The organism is Shewanella sp. WXL01, from assembly GCF_012263345.1.
In the GTDB taxonomy this organism is placed as follows: domain Bacteria; phylum Pseudomonadota; class Gammaproteobacteria; order Enterobacterales; family Shewanellaceae; genus Shewanella; species Shewanella maritima.
In genome coordinates this window covers 797,606-813,289 of record NZ_JAAIKQ010000001.1, presented here as the reverse complement: position 1 = coordinate 813,289, position 15,684 = coordinate 797,606, and the positions used below count along the sequence as shown (strand labels likewise).

At 43.7% G+C, this 15,684-nt stretch carries 17 protein-coding genes; 7 read left to right on the top strand and 10 right to left on the bottom strand.

Translation table 11 applies throughout. The features are described from left to right. Nucleotides 1-34 precede the first annotated feature (34 nt). From apaG to G3R49_RS03495, 3 genes are all read left to right on the top strand, one after another. Nucleotides 35-412, top strand: a complete 378-nt coding sequence (gene apaG, locus G3R49_RS03505) for a Co2+/Mg2+ efflux protein ApaG (RefSeq protein ID WP_167868649.1) — start codon at nucleotides 35-37, stop codon at nucleotides 410-412. Between the two features lie 3 nt (nucleotides 413-415). Beyond that, nucleotides 416-1,234, top strand: coding sequence for a symmetrical bis(5'-nucleosyl)-tetraphosphatase (locus tag G3R49_RS03500; protein WP_167868648.1), 819 nt, complete (start codon nucleotides 416-418; stop codon nucleotides 1,232-1,234). Nucleotides 1,235-1,345: 111 nt separating this feature from the next. Beyond that, the gene (locus G3R49_RS03495) at nucleotides 1,346-3,367 is read left to right on the top strand and encodes a methyl-accepting chemotaxis protein (protein ID WP_167868647.1); all 2,022 of its coding nucleotides are present in this window, start codon (nucleotides 1,346-1,348) and stop codon (nucleotides 3,365-3,367) included. A gap of 246 nt (nucleotides 3,368-3,613) precedes the next feature. Here G3R49_RS03495 and G3R49_RS03490 read toward each other — a convergent pair whose 3' ends face one another. The 7 genes from G3R49_RS03490 to rplU form a co-directional block, all read right to left on the bottom strand. Beyond that, on the bottom strand, nucleotides 3,614-4,000 hold the full coding sequence (locus G3R49_RS03490; RefSeq protein WP_130598241.1) for a DUF3718 domain-containing protein: 387 nt from the start codon (nucleotides 3,998-4,000) through the stop codon (nucleotides 3,614-3,616). 83 nt (nucleotides 4,001-4,083) lie between these two features. Continuing rightward, a complete protein-coding gene (folA, locus tag G3R49_RS03485; protein ID WP_167868646.1) occupies nucleotides 4,084-4,566 on the bottom strand; it encodes a type 3 dihydrofolate reductase in 483 nt (160 codons plus the stop codon). A 28-nt stretch (nucleotides 4,567-4,594) separates the two neighbouring features. Next, nucleotides 4,595-5,047, bottom strand: coding sequence for a threonine/serine exporter family protein (locus G3R49_RS03480; RefSeq protein ID WP_130603281.1), 453 nt, complete (start codon nucleotides 5,045-5,047; stop codon nucleotides 4,595-4,597). Nucleotides 5,048-5,064: 17 nt separating this feature from the next. Beyond that, entirely contained in the window at nucleotides 5,065-5,823 is a 759-nt protein-coding gene (locus tag G3R49_RS03475; protein ID WP_130598243.1) for a threonine/serine exporter family protein, read from the bottom strand. A gap of 17 nt (nucleotides 5,824-5,840) precedes the next feature. Then, nucleotides 5,841-7,007 (bottom strand): Obg family GTPase CgtA, encoded by a 1,167-nt coding sequence (gene cgtA / locus G3R49_RS03470; protein WP_130598244.1) that lies wholly within the window; start codon nucleotides 7,005-7,007, stop codon nucleotides 5,841-5,843. Between the two features lie 199 nt (nucleotides 7,008-7,206). Next, nucleotides 7,207-7,461, bottom strand: a complete 255-nt coding sequence (rpmA, locus tag G3R49_RS03465; RefSeq protein WP_130598245.1) for a 50S ribosomal protein L27 — start codon at nucleotides 7,459-7,461, stop codon at nucleotides 7,207-7,209. Nucleotides 7,462-7,479: 18 nt separating this feature from the next. Continuing rightward, a complete protein-coding gene (rplU, locus tag G3R49_RS03460) occupies nucleotides 7,480-7,791 on the bottom strand; it encodes a 50S ribosomal protein L21 (RefSeq protein WP_130598246.1) in 312 nt (103 codons plus the stop codon). 471 nt (nucleotides 7,792-8,262) lie between these two features. Here rplU and ispB point away from each other — a divergent pair, with 471 nt between their 5' ends. Further along, nucleotides 8,263-9,234: an octaprenyl diphosphate synthase gene (gene ispB / locus G3R49_RS03455; protein ID WP_130598247.1), complete on the top strand. Its 972-nt coding sequence runs from the start codon at nucleotides 8,263-8,265 to the stop codon at nucleotides 9,232-9,234. Nucleotides 9,235-9,406: 172 nt separating this feature from the next. On the opposite strand, the gene ung is transcribed toward ispB, so the two are convergent. After that, the gene (gene ung / locus G3R49_RS03450; protein WP_167868645.1) at nucleotides 9,407-10,075 is read right to left on the bottom strand and encodes a uracil-DNA glycosylase; all 669 of its coding nucleotides are present in this window, start codon (nucleotides 10,073-10,075) and stop codon (nucleotides 9,407-9,409) included. 126 nt (nucleotides 10,076-10,201) lie between these two features. On the opposite strand from ung, the gene G3R49_RS03445 reads away from it, so the two are divergent. Next, nucleotides 10,202-10,750 carry a prepilin-type N-terminal cleavage/methylation domain-containing protein gene (locus G3R49_RS03445; RefSeq protein WP_130598249.1) on the top strand — a complete coding sequence of 183 codons (549 nt, stop codon included), beginning with the start codon at nucleotides 10,202-10,204 and terminating at the stop codon, nucleotides 10,748-10,750. A gap of 70 nt (nucleotides 10,751-10,820) precedes the next feature. After that, nucleotides 10,821-11,102 carry a DUF3144 domain-containing protein gene (locus tag G3R49_RS03440; protein ID WP_130598250.1) on the top strand — a complete coding sequence of 94 codons (282 nt, stop codon included), beginning with the start codon at nucleotides 10,821-10,823 and terminating at the stop codon, nucleotides 11,100-11,102. Nucleotides 11,103-11,300: 198 nt separating this feature from the next. Here the strand turns inward: G3R49_RS03440 and G3R49_RS03435 are convergent, their stop codons facing one another. Beyond that, a complete protein-coding gene (locus tag G3R49_RS03435) occupies nucleotides 11,301-11,921 on the bottom strand; it encodes a LysE family translocator (protein WP_167868644.1) in 621 nt (206 codons plus the stop codon). A 330-nt stretch (nucleotides 11,922-12,251) separates the two neighbouring features. Between G3R49_RS03435 and G3R49_RS03430 the strand changes: the two genes are divergently transcribed. Further along, on the top strand, nucleotides 12,252-12,782 hold the full coding sequence (locus tag G3R49_RS03430) for a thioredoxin family protein (protein ID WP_130598252.1): 531 nt from the start codon (nucleotides 12,252-12,254) through the stop codon (nucleotides 12,780-12,782). A 59-nt stretch (nucleotides 12,783-12,841) separates the two neighbouring features. Here the strand turns inward: G3R49_RS03430 and G3R49_RS03425 are convergent, their stop codons facing one another. Then, nucleotides 12,842-15,451, bottom strand: a complete 2,610-nt coding sequence (locus tag G3R49_RS03425) for a TonB-dependent siderophore receptor (RefSeq protein WP_245335229.1) — start codon at nucleotides 15,449-15,451, stop codon at nucleotides 12,842-12,844. Between the last annotated feature and the right edge of the window lie 233 nt (nucleotides 15,452-15,684).

Below are 15,684 nucleotides of genomic sequence, written 5' to 3'. Positions count from 1 at the left end.
TGGGCGTGACTTAAACACGTCCGAAACGGAACTTTTGGACGTGAATTCACAAATAAAAATCAAAGTTGAAACTGAATTTATCGAACAGCAATCAGATATTGCTGACGATAAGTATGTATTTACTTACACCATTACCATTATCAACTTAGGTCAGCGCTCCGTTACCTTGAAAGACCGTCACTGGATCATCACCAATGCTGACGGTAAAGAGTCTGAGGTAAAAGGCACTGGTGTTGTTGGAGAAACACCGACAATTAAACCTGATACAGCCTATCAATACACTAGCGGCACCGTGTTAGAAACCCCTGTAGGCTTTATGCAAGGCAGCTATGGCATGGTCGATGAAAGCGGCCACAAATTCAAAGCGCAAATCCCAATGTTTCGTTTAGCCCAACCTGGGTTGATTCAATAACCCATGGCGCACTATTTTGTCGGTGATATTCAGGGGTGTTTTGACGAACTACAACTGCTACTAGCAAAAGTAGACTTTAACCCATCGAAAGATGAGCTTTGGTGCGTCGGCGATCTTGTTGCCCGCGGTCAAGGCTCTCTCGCCACACTACGCTATTTAAAACAGTTAGACAGCGCAGCAAAAATCGTCCTGGGTAACCACGACCTTCATTTGCTTGCACTGCATGGCAAAATAAAAAAGCCCAATCCAAAGGACAATCTCACTCAGTTACTGGGCGCAGCGGATATTCAGGTATTAGTCGACTGGTTACGTGAGCAGCCTTTGATGCGCCAGCTACCTCAGCACAAAATAGTCATGACCCATGCCGGCGTGCCACCACACTGGGACTTAGCCAGACTTGAAATTGAGGCAGAGCTTGTCAGCCAAGCGCTGCAGCAACCAGACTATCTCGATGCATTGATTGCTAATATGTATACCGATGAGGCTGAAAACTGGTTACCACAAGCCCAAGGGCTCACTCGACTTCGCTATTGTATCAACGCGCTTACACGAATGAGATACCTACATTTAGATGGTCGACTCGACTTTGCGTGCAAAGACTCCCCCTCGAAAGTAGATAAGACTAAACTCCAACCTTGGTTTGAGTTCCCCAGAAAAATTGACAACGATGTCACTCTGGTATTTGGTCATTGGGCAGCGCTTATGGGTAAGGTTGAACAACCTAATCTACAAGCGTTAGACACAGGATGCTGCTGGGGTAACAATTTGACACTTTGGCACGTTGAAAATAATGAAAAAATTACCCAAAAAAGGTTAAGATAGCGTTAAACTAAAGTTGTTAATTGCCGATAGCTAATAATAGAATTTGTCTACTTTTGACTGAGTACACGCAGTTAGGCCGATTCAAACTAAAAATAATAGTCGGAGTACCCTATGAAAATTAATGTAGCGAAAAGAGTGATTGGCGGCTTTGCCATTGTCACTTTGTTGTTATTTGTATTTGGTGTGGTCACCTCAATGAGTAATAGCCGCATCAAAGATGGCGCTATCACACTGCAGCAAATTAGTCTGCCTGCGCTAGAAGCAACTAGCTTACTAAACGAAAACCTCAGTCAGCAAAAAATTCAAGGCTTAGAGGGCTATCACAGTCAATCATCTAGTCAAATCCCACCAGTGCAATCGAATCAAAAGCAGCTTGATAATCGCTTTAAGTCCGAGCTAAACAGCTTGTCGTCGCTGCTGCGTGATAACCAAAGCTTATCTGGTCGTATCAATCAACTTGAGTCAAGCTACAACACCTTCCACAACATGGTTGTAGACATGCTCAATGAAAAAGAGCAAGCGCTAAGCAAACAAGAATTACTCGTGAAAAAGCGTGAAGAGCTTGAAGAGGCAGCGGACGACGCTTCGTCTATTCTGCTCGACTTTATTGATCTTGAAATGAGTGAAGACACCACGGAGCAAAGTATTGCCGCTTCAGCCAGTGTGGTAGACAACACCTTTATTAATCTCATCACCACCGTATATGACCTTGTTGCAGCGACAGATGAAAGCAAATACAAGTTAATTGCTCAAGAACTTGAGTATATGGTAAACGAGGCAAGGACTAAGCTTGAGCACATAAACCGCCAAGGCGAGGGATTACTTGACCAAGATCTCCTTGATGACTTACAAACTGAAACTAGTAAAGTATTCAGCTTGCTCAATGGTAATCAATCAGTCATCGCAATTAAAAAGCAGCAGCTTGCAAATGCCAAACGTGCACAAAGCCTGTTGACTCAAAATGCCAAGCATTCTGATGACATTAGCCAAATAATGACTGCGCTCGCAAAAGATATCGATGCCTACGCAGCAGAAATTAGTGCCAACGCTATTGAAACTATCGACTCTGCAGCATTTAAAACCTGGGCAGTGGTACTTATTGCCATCGGAGTTGCGATAGCAGTGAGCATTATGGTGGTTAAACCACTAACACGCTCATTAGATAAGATTAACCAGGCATTAAATGTATTGGCGTCCGGTGATTTGACCCACAAGCTGGATGACAGCGGGCACGATGAATTTGCAGAGCTATCTAAAAACTGTAACCGCTTAGTCGACAGCTTAAGTAGCTTAATTGTCGGTATTCTTGATCGCTCTAATCAGCTTGCAGCGGCAGCCGAAGAAACATCAGCTATCACGGCACAAACTACAACTGGTATTCAAGAGCAGAAGAGTCAAGTTGACCAGGTAGCCACAGCGACTACCCAGCTTAGCTCAAGCGCCCAACAAGTTTCAGCTAGCGCCGATGAAGCACTTGCACAGATTAAGCAAGCTGACGAAGAAACCAATCATATGCATCAGCTAGCTGAAGAGAACAAAAGAACAATCCTTGCTCTCGCTGACGAAGTGACCAAAGCGGGTAAAGTGATTAATAAACTCCACGCTGACAGTGCTTCAATTGGCTCTATTTTGGATGTGATCCGCGGTATTGCAGAGCAAACCAACCTACTTGCCCTTAACGCTGCAATTGAGGCTGCTCGCGCCGGTGAGCAAGGTCGTGGTTTTGCAGTAGTAGCTGATGAAGTACGTAGTCTCGCTTCCCGTACTCAGGACTCTACTCAAGAGATTCAGCAAATGATTGAAGTCTTACAGCAAGGCGCACAAGAAGCAGTATCAGTCATGGAACTTGGACGCTCACAAGCCAATAGCTGTGTAGAGAAAACCGAGCAAGCCAACTTGGCATTAGAAACCATTTCTAACTCAGTACATAGCGCCTTTGATTCAGGAACCCACATTGCCCAAGCTGCTCAAGAGCAAAATCTTGTGAGTCAGCAGGTGTCAGAGAAGCTTGAACACATTGCAGCGATTTCTGAAGAAACCTCTATTGGTGCGGATCAAACAGCAGAGTCTAGCCAACAAGTCGCTGAGCTTGCAGAGGAGCTTCAAAGCTCTGTAGGTGAGTTTAAGGTTTAATGTAAACCTCATCCATTTCCAAAGTAAAAAAGGGCCTTAACGGCCCTTTTTTGTTGCTCTAAACGTTATTGTAATGTGTTTCACATGCTAGAAATTAAGATAGCCTAAATCTGAAAATAAGTACCGTTTACAGCTTCTCTGTAATTACTATCTGGAGCTATAAGTAAGAACTAGAGCGCTTCAACAAAGTTAAATTTCAGGCATAAAAAATGCCGGATAAACCGGCATTTTTAGTTTAATGACAAATTAGCCACCCACTTTTTCTTTAATAGCTGCAGTAATAGAATGGCCACCATGACCATTTGCATCTGCCCATTGAAGAATCGTGCTACCATCTGCTTCCGCAGCGTTTAGCTCTTTCGAAGATAGACGTTTCGCAATAAACTCACCAACTGATGAAGCATTTGCATTGTAGGCAGTACGAAGAAGGCTGCTGCCATCACAAGAAACACCCGAATAGATGTTGCGTAATTTAACGCGACTCTCTTTCAGTTTTTTACGAAGACGATTTTTGTCATCTGATTGTACGTAGTTACAGATATTCGCCACTAATTGGTCAGTATTTGCGACAACAGGGGCTGACACAGAAGATGCAACAATCGCGGCTGCAACAGCCACAGGTAATAAACGCATCTGACACTCCTTTATCTTATTATTTGTATCACTACACGTCCGCTTTGGGGCCGTAAGTTAATCAGGGTCAAACGCTGTATAATTTAACACTTTTTTATGAAAGTGTTAAACGTATATTGCAATCCTTTGTCGCTTGTTGCAGTTTCTGAGTTTTCATTTTGCCAACTACCGTCTTCCCAATCAGGGAAATAGGTATCTCCTTCAACTTCAAGGTTAATTTGCGTCAGATACAACACCTCTGCACGTGGCAATAACTCAGCATATAACTGACCGCCACCAATAATGACCACTTCATCGACATCTTGAGTTAGAGCAAAAGCTTCATCTACTGAGCTCACCACTGTGATGCCTTCTGCTTGATAATCTTGCTGTCGAGTAATGACAATATTGTGTCGTCCCGGTAATGGCCTTCCAATAGACTCGAAGGTCTTACGCCCCATGACCACAGGTTTAGACATGGTCATCGCTTTAAAGTGGCGTAAATCTTCCGGCAGGTGCCATGGCATCTGATTGTCTTTGCCAATCACACGGTTATTTGCCATAGCGGCGATCATCGCGATGCGCATCATCTCTCCTTGTTAGTTGTTATATTTTTTAGATCACAGGTTTATTACGATAAAACAGTAGGTTAGGTATTGCTAACCCCACAGCTAACGCACCTAGAATAAATACAGTTTTAAGACCATTGAGCACCACTTGGGCGGTAAGCTCTGGGCTAATTTCATTGGCTGCTGTCAACTGAATCAATGCAATTACAGTGTTAAATGCATAGGTACCGGGCACCATAGGAATAATCGCGGCAACCGCGTACATTAACGGCGGGGCTAAGTGCATTTTGGCAAATCGAATCGTTACAAACCCAACTAGCGCGGCTGCAGCAAAGGTCGCCCACTCGATCGGCATATCAAAATGCATCAGCAAGGTACGCATACTATGCCCTATTGCACCGGCTAACGCACAATAAGGCAAAAATCGCTTAGGTACATTAAATACCATCGCAAAACCCACTGCAGGAATAGCCGAAAAAAAGGCGTCATGTAGCAACATAAAAATCAGCGAGTCGGTCAAAAGATCCCTCCTAGCTGCATTGCGATTGTAATTCCGATCACTGAGGCAAGCGTTAACAAAGTTGCGTTACCCCAGCGTGAAATACCAACATTCATGTGGCCTTTCACCATATCAGAGATAGCATTAATCAGCGGAAACCCTGGCACCAATAATAATACACTCGCTGCCATAGCGATTTGTGGTGTGTCCGTGATCGGAAATAAGTAACCAAGTTGAGCTATCACATTGATACAAAAAGCCGTAATCGCAAAATTGACCAGCAAATTATAATGTCGCTTAGCAAAGAACAACCTTACACTCATGCCGATCGCAGATGCAAAAAAGGTCAAAACGCATGCCATAAGATCGCCGCCAAACAGGTGGCAGAAACTCGCGCACGACAGACCTATCATAGGCACAACGGCTTTAGCTGGATAACTGCGAGGTTCAATTTTAGATAACCGGCGACGGACTTCATTAGCTGTATACAAGCCTTTTTCGGCCAACAGACAAATACGCTGTAACTCGCATACCACCATCATATTAATGCCGTGGGCGCGAATGCGTCGGGTGGTAGTAATACAACGCCCGTGAACCAATGAGGTTAACACGAGCGAATTAGAGGAAATGGACAGCTCAACACTGGCAAGTCCGAGGGCTTTACCTAGGCGCTGACTGATCTCTTCAACAAGCTCAGATTCAGCACCGTAGGCTAATAGCAGTTGTGCACATTGCACAACTAAACGCGTAATATCATTCTGACTTTCGGCGTACACGTTACTTCCAAATTAAATTAACGCTGATAAATCACTTCAACATCATAGTCATCATCGTCAAAGTCGTCGTCCCAGTCATCGTCGAAGTCCTCGTTAACAACTTCTTCTTGACCTTGGTGGTAGTTGTCCCACTTAAACTCAACGTCTTCTTCGCCAGCTTGCTGCTCAGCTTCTTCAGGTAGACTTTCGATAAAGTCTAACATCTTAATCGCAAGCTCTTGGGTACCTTCACGGTTATAGGCAGACATAGTGTATACATCGCCATCCCACTCAAGCTCAGACACAATATGATCGATCTTTTCTTTCAGCTCTTCTTCAAGCATCAGATCGGTCTTGTTGAATACTAACCAACGAGGCTTAGCTGCAAGTTTTGGTGAGTACTTCTCAAGCTCGCCGACAATAGCACGGGCTGATTCTACCGGATCGCTACCGTCGACAGGCTCGATATCAATAATGTGCAATAACACGCGGCAACGTTCTAAGTGTTTTAAGAAGCGAATACCAAGGCCTGCACCATCTGCAGCGCCTTCAATTAGACCTGGGATATCGGCAATCACGAAGCTCTGCCCTGGGCGCGGGCTAACCACACCAAGGTTAGGTACAAGCGTAGTAAACGGGTAGTCAGCCACTTTTGGGGTTGCACGCGATACCGAGCGAATAAAGGTAGACTTACCCGCATTTGGCATGCCTAAGAGACCAACATCTGCCAGCAGTAACAGTTCTAATTTGATCTCACGAACTTCACCTGGTGTGCCTAGCGTCTTTTGGCGAGGCGCACGGTTAGTACTACTCTTAAAGCGCGTATTACCCAAGCCGTGATAACCACCCTTAGCGACCATCAGCTTTTGCCCATGGGCGGTAAGATCGCCTAGGCTTTCTTCAGTTTCAATATCAACAGCGCGAGTACCCACAGGCACTTGCAGAATCAAATCTTTACCCGCTGCGCCGGTACAGTCACGGCCACGGCCATTAGTACCGCGCTCTGCAGCATGGAAGCGAGTAAAGCGATAATCGATAAGTGTATTTAGGTTTTCATTTGCTTGCAGGTAAACACTACCACCGTCACCACCGTCGCCGCCATCTGGGCCACCATCTGGTACATATTTTTCACGACGGAAGCTGACGCAGCCACTGCCACCATCACCTGCTTCAACTTTGATCTTTGCTTCATCAACAAACTTCATACTGACTCCTGACGCAACCTAATCTGTCATTATAACCCTAAACACTAGGATTTTGCAGAGCAGCACAGAAGTAAAATCATCCACGAAGCGCTAACTGCAACCAACCGAAAATATTACGTTAACCGGTTATTAATACCGTTAATAAACACAAAAACCCCACCATAAAGGTGGGGCTTTTTAAAACTTGCTTAGTAAAAAATTAAGCTTCGATGCTAACGAACTTACGGTTGTTAGGACCTTTAACTTCAAATTTTACTTTACCGTCTGATAGAGCGAATAGAGTGTGGTCACGACCAACACCTACATTGTCACCAGCGTGGAATTTAGTACCACGTTGACGAACGATGATGTTACCAGCAAGAACTGATTCACCACCAAAACGCTTTACACCAAGACGTTTGCTTTCTGAATCGCGGCCGTTACGAGTAGAACCGCCAGCTTTTTTATGTGCCATGAGTTAGACTCCTAATAATTAAGCGCTGATCGCAGTGATTTTAACTTCAGTGAACCACTGACGGTGGCCCATTTTCTTTTCGTGATGCTTACGACGGTTGAACTTTTGAATAGTTACTTTTTCACCGCGACCGTGGCTAACCACTTCAGCAACAACTTTACCACCTTCAACTAGTGGAGCACCAACGTGAACATTTTCACCGTCAGCTACTAGTAGAACTTGATCGAACTCGATAGTTTCGCCAGTGGCAACTTCAATTTTTTCTAAACGTACTGTGTGACCTTCAGCAACACGGTGTTGCTTACCGCCACTTTGAAAAACAGCGTACATAGCTATTTTACTCCAAATGACTAACACGCTAATCCATCAATTGAGGACTTAGGTGCTAAAAAACTTTTAATGACAATGGGCGCGGATTCTACGCGAACATTTTACGTCTGGCAAGCGTTAAATGGCTTTCAATCAAAAAAGATCTGAATACAACACAGTTTGCCGTATCAAGGCTGTGTTAGGGGTAAAAATTAGGTAAGATCTAACAAAATTAGCGACAGTTAATATCATCAAGATATTAGCGTCACACTCTGTCAATAAAAGCCTGTTAAACTTGTGTTCGTTTTTCGCTAGCAAAGTTAATTATAAACTGGCCAAAAAAACTGCGTTTACACTTATTAACGGCGATGATAACAGACTATCAGCCACTGAGGCTTTTATTGACTGTGATGTTTATCTAATATGATAACCAGTTAACAGAATAATAAACTTTTAGTGCGTGCTCCGTCACCACCATAACCAGAGACTATCATGGACTTAAACGCCATTCGTCAACTTGCTGATACTGATATGCAATCAGTGAATCAGCTAATTTATAAACAGCTAGAGTCAGATGTAGCCTTAATCAACCAATTAGGTTTCTACATTATTAATGCAGGTGGTAAGCGACTGCGCCCGCTTTTATCTGTATTAGCAGCGAGATCGATCGACTATAAAGGCGATCGCCATGTCAAACTGGCTGCGATCATCGAGTTTATTCATACCGCGTCATTACTCCATGATGACGTCGTTGACGAGTCAACCCTGCGCCGCGGGCGCGAAACCGCCAATGCTATGTTTGGTAATGGCGCCAGTGTATTAGTTGGTGACTTCCTATATACTCGCTCATTTCAAATGATGACTGAGTTGGACAGCATGCAAGTTTTAAATGTATTGGCTGATGCGACCAATGTGCTTGCAGAAGGTGAAGTGTTGCAGTTAATGAACTGTAATGACCCAAACACCACTGAAGAAAGCTACATGCGAGTGATTTACTGCAAAACAGCAAGACTGTTTGAGGCAGCAACATTGCTCGCTGGCGTGCTTAATGACTCAAGCGAAGACGTGCAGCGTGCGCTTGGTGACTATGGTAAATACCTAGGTACTGCATTCCAACTAACTGACGACCTACTTGACTATACGGCTGATAGCGAAGAGCTAGGTAAGAATATTGGTGATGACCTAGCAGAAGGTAAACCTACCTTGCCTCTTATCTACGCTATGAAACACGGTAGCGCAGAAGCATCAGCCTTAATCAAACAAGCGATCGAAAAAGGCGACGGCACTCATGCGATCGATGAGATTTTGGCGGCGCTGCATGACTCTGGTGCACTTAAATACACAGAGCAGAAAGCTGAGCAAGAAGCACAAAAGGCCATTGATGCGCTGAACATTATTCCTGATAGTGAATACAAAGAAGCATTAGTGTCTTTAGCTAAGTTAGCGGTAAGACGCAATAACTAGTGTTATATCGCCTAACAAGCCCACTTAGCTGAAAAAGCAAAATGGTTCTTAGCAAAAACGCCTCAATTGAGGCGTTTTTCGTTTTCTAAATCAGTCTTCTATATTCTCTACGAACTTTTGCTCTAAGCGGGCACCATAACTTTCTAGTGAAACAAGCGCGCTAATATTAGCGTTATTGATTAATCGCATTCCAATCGATGGGCTCAACATCGGCTTGTTGTAATAACTGATTGGCTTTGGAGAAATGCTGACAGCCAAAAAAGCCACGATATGCAGATAAAGGCGATGGATGTGGACCACTAAGGACATGATGATGCTTGGCGGTGATCAGCTTACCTTTTTTGATCGCATGACTGCCCCACAATAAAAATACGATCGGCCTGTCTTGTTCATTAAGCAGCTCAAGCGCCTTATCGGTAAATTGCTCCCAGCCAAGTTTAGCATGGGAGTGGGCTTGTCCTTGCTCTACCGTTAACACGGTATTAAGCAGTAAAATGCCTTGATCTGCCCATTTGATTAACTCTCCGTGTGCCGGCGTTATAAACCCTTCAATGTCCTGCGCTAACTCTTTATAAATGTTAACTAGCGATGGCGGAGTTTTAACGCCTTGTTTTACTGAGAAACTTAATCCATGAGCTTGCCCCGGACCATGGTATGGGTCTTGCCCAAGGATCACCAACTTCACCTGATTAAGCGGCGTTAGCTCAAATGCACTAAACACCTCAGAGTGCGGTGGAAACACGCTGATACCTTGCGCTCTGCGGCTATCAATATGCTGCATTAACGTTTGAAAATATGCTTGCGACTCTTGCTGTTTAATAAAATCTTGCCAACTATGCACCCAATATCTCCAATAACTCGTCTTTACCTATGTTCAGCAAATACTTATCTGCCAAAAGCTCAGGTATTCTAACAGTACTTTGCTATAGTCATATGTAATAATAACTATAATGATTTAACAAAAGGTATTGTTGTGACCTCGAGTAACCGCCATCTAAACCAAGGTTTCACCCTGATAGAGCTAGTGGTTGTCATCATTATTTTAGGCATCATTGCTGTCATTGCCCTGCCTAGATTTATTGATGTTCAACAAGACGCCCATGTAGCCAATGTAAAAGCAACCGGTGGCGCATTTGCTGGCGGTATCAACTTAGCTCACTTAAAGTGGGCTGCACTCGGTTACAGCGGTCCAGCAGATAATTTGGTTATTTTTGAAAGCGCTGGTAACGACGGGTTATTGGATATGAACCTATGGGGTTACCCTGCGCAAAACTACTTTCCATTTGAGTCATCACCAAGGCTTAATAACTTTCGCGACTGTATTTCGGTTTGGACTACTGTGCTTCAAGATGCGCCCTCAGTATCCAGTAGCAGTGACCCCGAAGTCTCCGCTTATCAGGCAACATATATTGCTAGTGATCAATGCCGCTATTTCTACAATCAGCTCAATACCCTGTCGATTTATTACAACTCTCAGAATGGTCAAGTGATCACAGATTCTGACCCCAGTAGCTAAATTCACTGTTATCTGAGCGTAAAGTAGGTACACTCATTGCTAATTTATGTAATCACGATGAGTAAGAGTCATGTCAGAAGAGAAACAAGAGTTAACTATTTACCAAATTGCTGATCAGTTTATCGCACTAGCAAATCAACTAAGCCAACAAGAAAACGATATTGGTAAAGTGGGCACAGGCATGCGCTATGCAGCGTCTCGTTTCAACGCGTTTGAAGCTGCCATAAAATCTTCAGATCTAAAAGCAGAAAAAGACAACGCACTTGAGTGGTTCGCGAAAGAATATAAAGACATGTTAGAAGAAAACCTAAACGACCACATCGCTTACCCACCAGGTACGCCGCGCGATTAATTGCTTAAAACAAGCAAACATATCGATTTAGCTAAGATGGTATATGATTCTTAGCCGCCATTAAAAAAGCCATCAATCGATGGCTTTTTTGTGCTGTTTACTTGACTGCTCACTATAAGTATAGACTACTGAAACTAGCGGTTGGCGCTCATATCATTGCCTATCATCAGCCCAAAGCATTCGCCCTTGAAGTTAGACCTACAATAATCCTGCGATCACCCGAATTGCTAGCAAAATCAACACAATACCTGAAAGCTTATCAATAAGTGCCGATTTCGCTTGTAGCTTAGGCAAGATAGCACCGTGAGATAAAATCAGTGCAATTAAGGTATACCATAAGCCATCGACCACCAAAGGCGTGAGCACAATAATGGTTTTGCCGGATAATGAATCAGCTACAGCCACAAACTGCGAAAACAAAGCCAAAAAGAACAACAGGATTTTCGGATTAAATAAAGAAATAGCTATGCCATCTCGTGCTGCTTGCCATAAGCTCGCCCCTTGCGCCTCACCATCAACATTGAGTTGACTAGTGCCATTTGAGCGTAGCGCATTAAACCCAAGCCAGGCTAAATACAAAGCGCCCAATACCGCAATACTGTTAAACAACAAAGGCGAGTTTTTTAAAACCACAGCCAAGCCCAGCAAGGTAATGAGTGCATATACCCCAATACCAATAGAATGTGCCCAGGCGCAAACAACGCCGTGCAAGCGACTTTGCGTCACCGTATATTTAACCACCATAGCTAAACTTGGCCCTGGCGACATAGCTCCTAAGCAGCACACAGCTAATAGGCCAAACCAAACACTCAAACTCATAATCAGTCCCTTCTTTTCAAGGCTGCTAATGAAACCTTAATGTGGCCTAAAAAACAAGCATCGGTTGGGCTTTAGTAGTGTTATGGACAAATAAGTAACCCGAGATTACGCAGGAAAACCGCATAGAACCATGCTGACATTACAATTACCCGGTTTCTCCTCAACACGTCTCATGAGGTTACAATCCATTTTAACCAATAAGAACTAACCAGTAACAATTGACCAGTGACAATCTTTAAATGCTTTTGCCGACAGATATACCTTAACGTAACTTTAAGCTTGCCTATGTTAAGCTCTGGGGATATTGGTTAACTCTGCAATAAATCCACCATGACCTACGTTCCAAGTATTCTATTACTGCTATTATTCGCTGCCATTGCAGCCTTACTGTTTGCCAAAATAAAAGGTAAAGCCATTCCAATGGCCGTTATCTTCGTGCTTGGCTTTTTCGCAGTTTGTATGGCGGGTATCGTGGCGTTTATTAAGAATGGCGAGAACTACGATGCTTACCTTTTTCAACAGTGGCAGCCACTACAGCCAGAAAAAATCCAAGGGCTGGTTGAGCAAGGTTACACAGTTGTTGTTGATGTGCAGGCAGACTGGTGCTTACCATGTCGAGCTAACAAAGCAAATGTTTGGCACCGTGAGCAAGTGGTAGATACTCTTAATGCCGACAATATAGTGTTAATGCGTGGCGATATAACCAATAGCAATCCATTGGTTGAAGGCTACCTTGCGTCAGTTGGCGGCCATGGCACACCTTACAACCGTGTATATGGGCCACAGCAACCGCAAGGAATTGAACTGCCTGCAACATTGGCAATTACAGACTTGTTATGGGCGCTTTCGAAGGTTAATTAGGCCTGTTGCTGTAAAACTATAAAGGCTGCCAAGGCAGCCTTTATACGTATCACACTAAGTTAAAAACGATAATTCAACTTACCGTAGTAATAACCACCGTTAAATCCAAAGGGTGAAGTTTCATAATATTGTCCGCCCCAGTTATTATTCGGAATACCTGTAGCATCAGCAAAGTCTAATTTTTCTGCTTGCTGATCAAAAATATTTTGAGCACCCAAAGAGATAGTAAACGCATCGTTAACATAATAACTCAACTCCATATCGACGGTCACCGCAGCACTAGCGGTTTTGACCGTGGCGTCATAGTCTACATGCACACCTTGATATTCTCCGAAGTAGTTGGCCCTAGTGAACAACCCAAAGTCTTGCCAAGTTTGGAGCCAAGTAAATGTTGCTCGATGCTTAGGTAAATCTTTTTCGAGCCTAGCTACCTTAAAGTCACCGGTAATCGCTGAAAACCTATCAACTTCAGTCTCATTCCAGTTATAGGCTAACGCAAATGATGCATCGCCTTTTAGCAATGAGGCGCTATAGTTGGCAACAAGGTCAACCCCTGTTGTCGTAGTATCAAAATCATTAGTGAAAAAACTAACCTGTGCTAGGCCGTCAACGTTTGGTACTCCAGCATCCTTAAGCACCTGTTTATCACTATCGGATAAAGAGATTTTCTCAGACTGTGAAATCCGGTCCTCAACTTTTATCTGGTAATAATCTAAGGTGACAAAAAAATCTTCATAATTATAGACAGCACCCAGTGTGTAACTCATCGACTCTTCAGGACTTAATTCAGTGCCGCCAAGTTGCTGTGCAATAGGGTTGGTTGGAGGAAGCAATGCAGAATCAACCAACACACCGCCAGATAAGTTTGTCTGAACGTTAGCAACATTACTTTGACCTACGGTTGGCGCCCTAAAGCCAGTATTAAAAGAGCCACGTACTGAAAAATCATCTGTCAGATGCCAATTAGCAGCAACTTTGTAGTTGGTTGTGGATCCGAATGAGTCATAGTCTTCGAATCGAATCGCAAATTCTGCTAAGAAAGCATCAGTAAACGGTACACTTGTATCTAAGTACACGGCTTTATTCTTTCTCTTGAACTCGCCTGCAGCGGATGGCTGATACCCAGGAAAACCATTTGAACCAATACCAAAACCTTGCGAAGTCAAAGGACCTACTTTGAAGGAGGCTTCATCACCAGCCAGTATCTCATAGGTTTCATCATGCCACTCTAAACCTGCTGCAAACGCGACCTCTGCGGCTAAGCCTAAATCAACATACTTTACAAAATCGGCATTCATATTCCACTCAGTTTGAATCGCCTTACCTGGACTAAAATCTCTTGGGCTATCCGGACCTAGAGATGCATTCACAGTGTTGTAAATAAAATAACGTGACGAATTGCTACCGTAAGAACCACTAAAGTCGTAGCTAATGCCTTTCAGCCAATCAATTTGAAATTCACCTTTTGTACCCGCTACCAAAGACGTATCAATAATTTCACCACCAAAGTTTGGGGTAAAACCTGCTGGCACCATTTGATTGAAGGCAAAACAGTTTGGGTTGTTCTGTATCCCATCAATGTAATCTTGCTGTGTAGTAACATTTGCTGAGGTGATTGGGATTACTGGGCAGTCAATACCATCACCAATACCTAACCCTTCATTGACCTGGCCTAAAGGGCCGGGGGTCAAATCACCGACAAGCAGTGTAGCGCCATCATCGTTGGAGTAAACGCCGCCTCGAGTATGTGGGTTGCGATAATAAAACCCACCTTTTACATCTCGTGACGAGTAGTTACCGAATAAATAGGCTTGAGAATAGTCATCAAGATCTAATCCTAAGTTTGCAAATAATGAAATATCGTCTTTAACTTCAGGCGAACCCCAAATTTGAGCAGGGTTTGCAACATCTAGACCTGCCTCTGCAAAAGCTGCAGCATCCGGGCGCTGAACACTTCGACTAGTCGCATCAGCATTTTTGTACTGAAAGCTCAAATTAACAAAGCCATCCTGAGTAAGTGGCATACCCACATACCCTGACACTTCTGTCGCGGTTCCGTCTCCTTCATAATATTGTCCTGACTTAACCTCAATGGCTCCACCCTCTGCGTCGTCACGTAACACAAAATTCATTACGCCAGCGATCGCATCTGAGCCATATTGAGCAGCAGCACCGTCACGCAATACTTCAACTTGCTTTAAAGCGATTGCAGGAAAAACTGAAATATCAGGCCCATGTGCACCATCATTAATTCCACCACCTAAAAAGGTGATCACCGAAGAACGATGACGACGTTTACCATTTAATAAGATAAGAGTGCTATCTGCTGATAGTCCACGTAAATTTGCCGGACGAACAAGTGTCGCTGCATCACTAATAGGATTGGTATGAACATTGAGCGATGGCACTGAGCCTTTTAGCATTTCCAACATATCTGAGTTACCAGATTTACGTAACTCATCAGCACCAATAATGTCCACCGGAACCGGTGAGTCGGCGATTGAACGCGGTGCACCACGTGAACCAACCACTGCAATTTTTTCAATATCTTTGTCTACACCTTGCTCCTCGGCACTTACTGCTGGATTCACAATCAGAGATCCAAATAATGCTACGGATACCGCGGTACTTAACTTTTTTAAGCGTAGGTCAACTTTTCTTTTCATCATGGTTTCTCATATATTCTATTAAGTATTGAGAAAAACATCTTGATACTACTGATGTTAATACATCTCTCCCTGAGCTAAATTAACTAGCCCTATCAGTTCTATAACAGCAAACCCTAAATAACCATACGCTTAAAGAATGTGACCACACCAGAAAACACACCCCAATAGATAGCAAGCACAAGCAGGGCCATGTTGCCGATATGCTCAATTAAGAAAAAGGTGAAAACACCAAA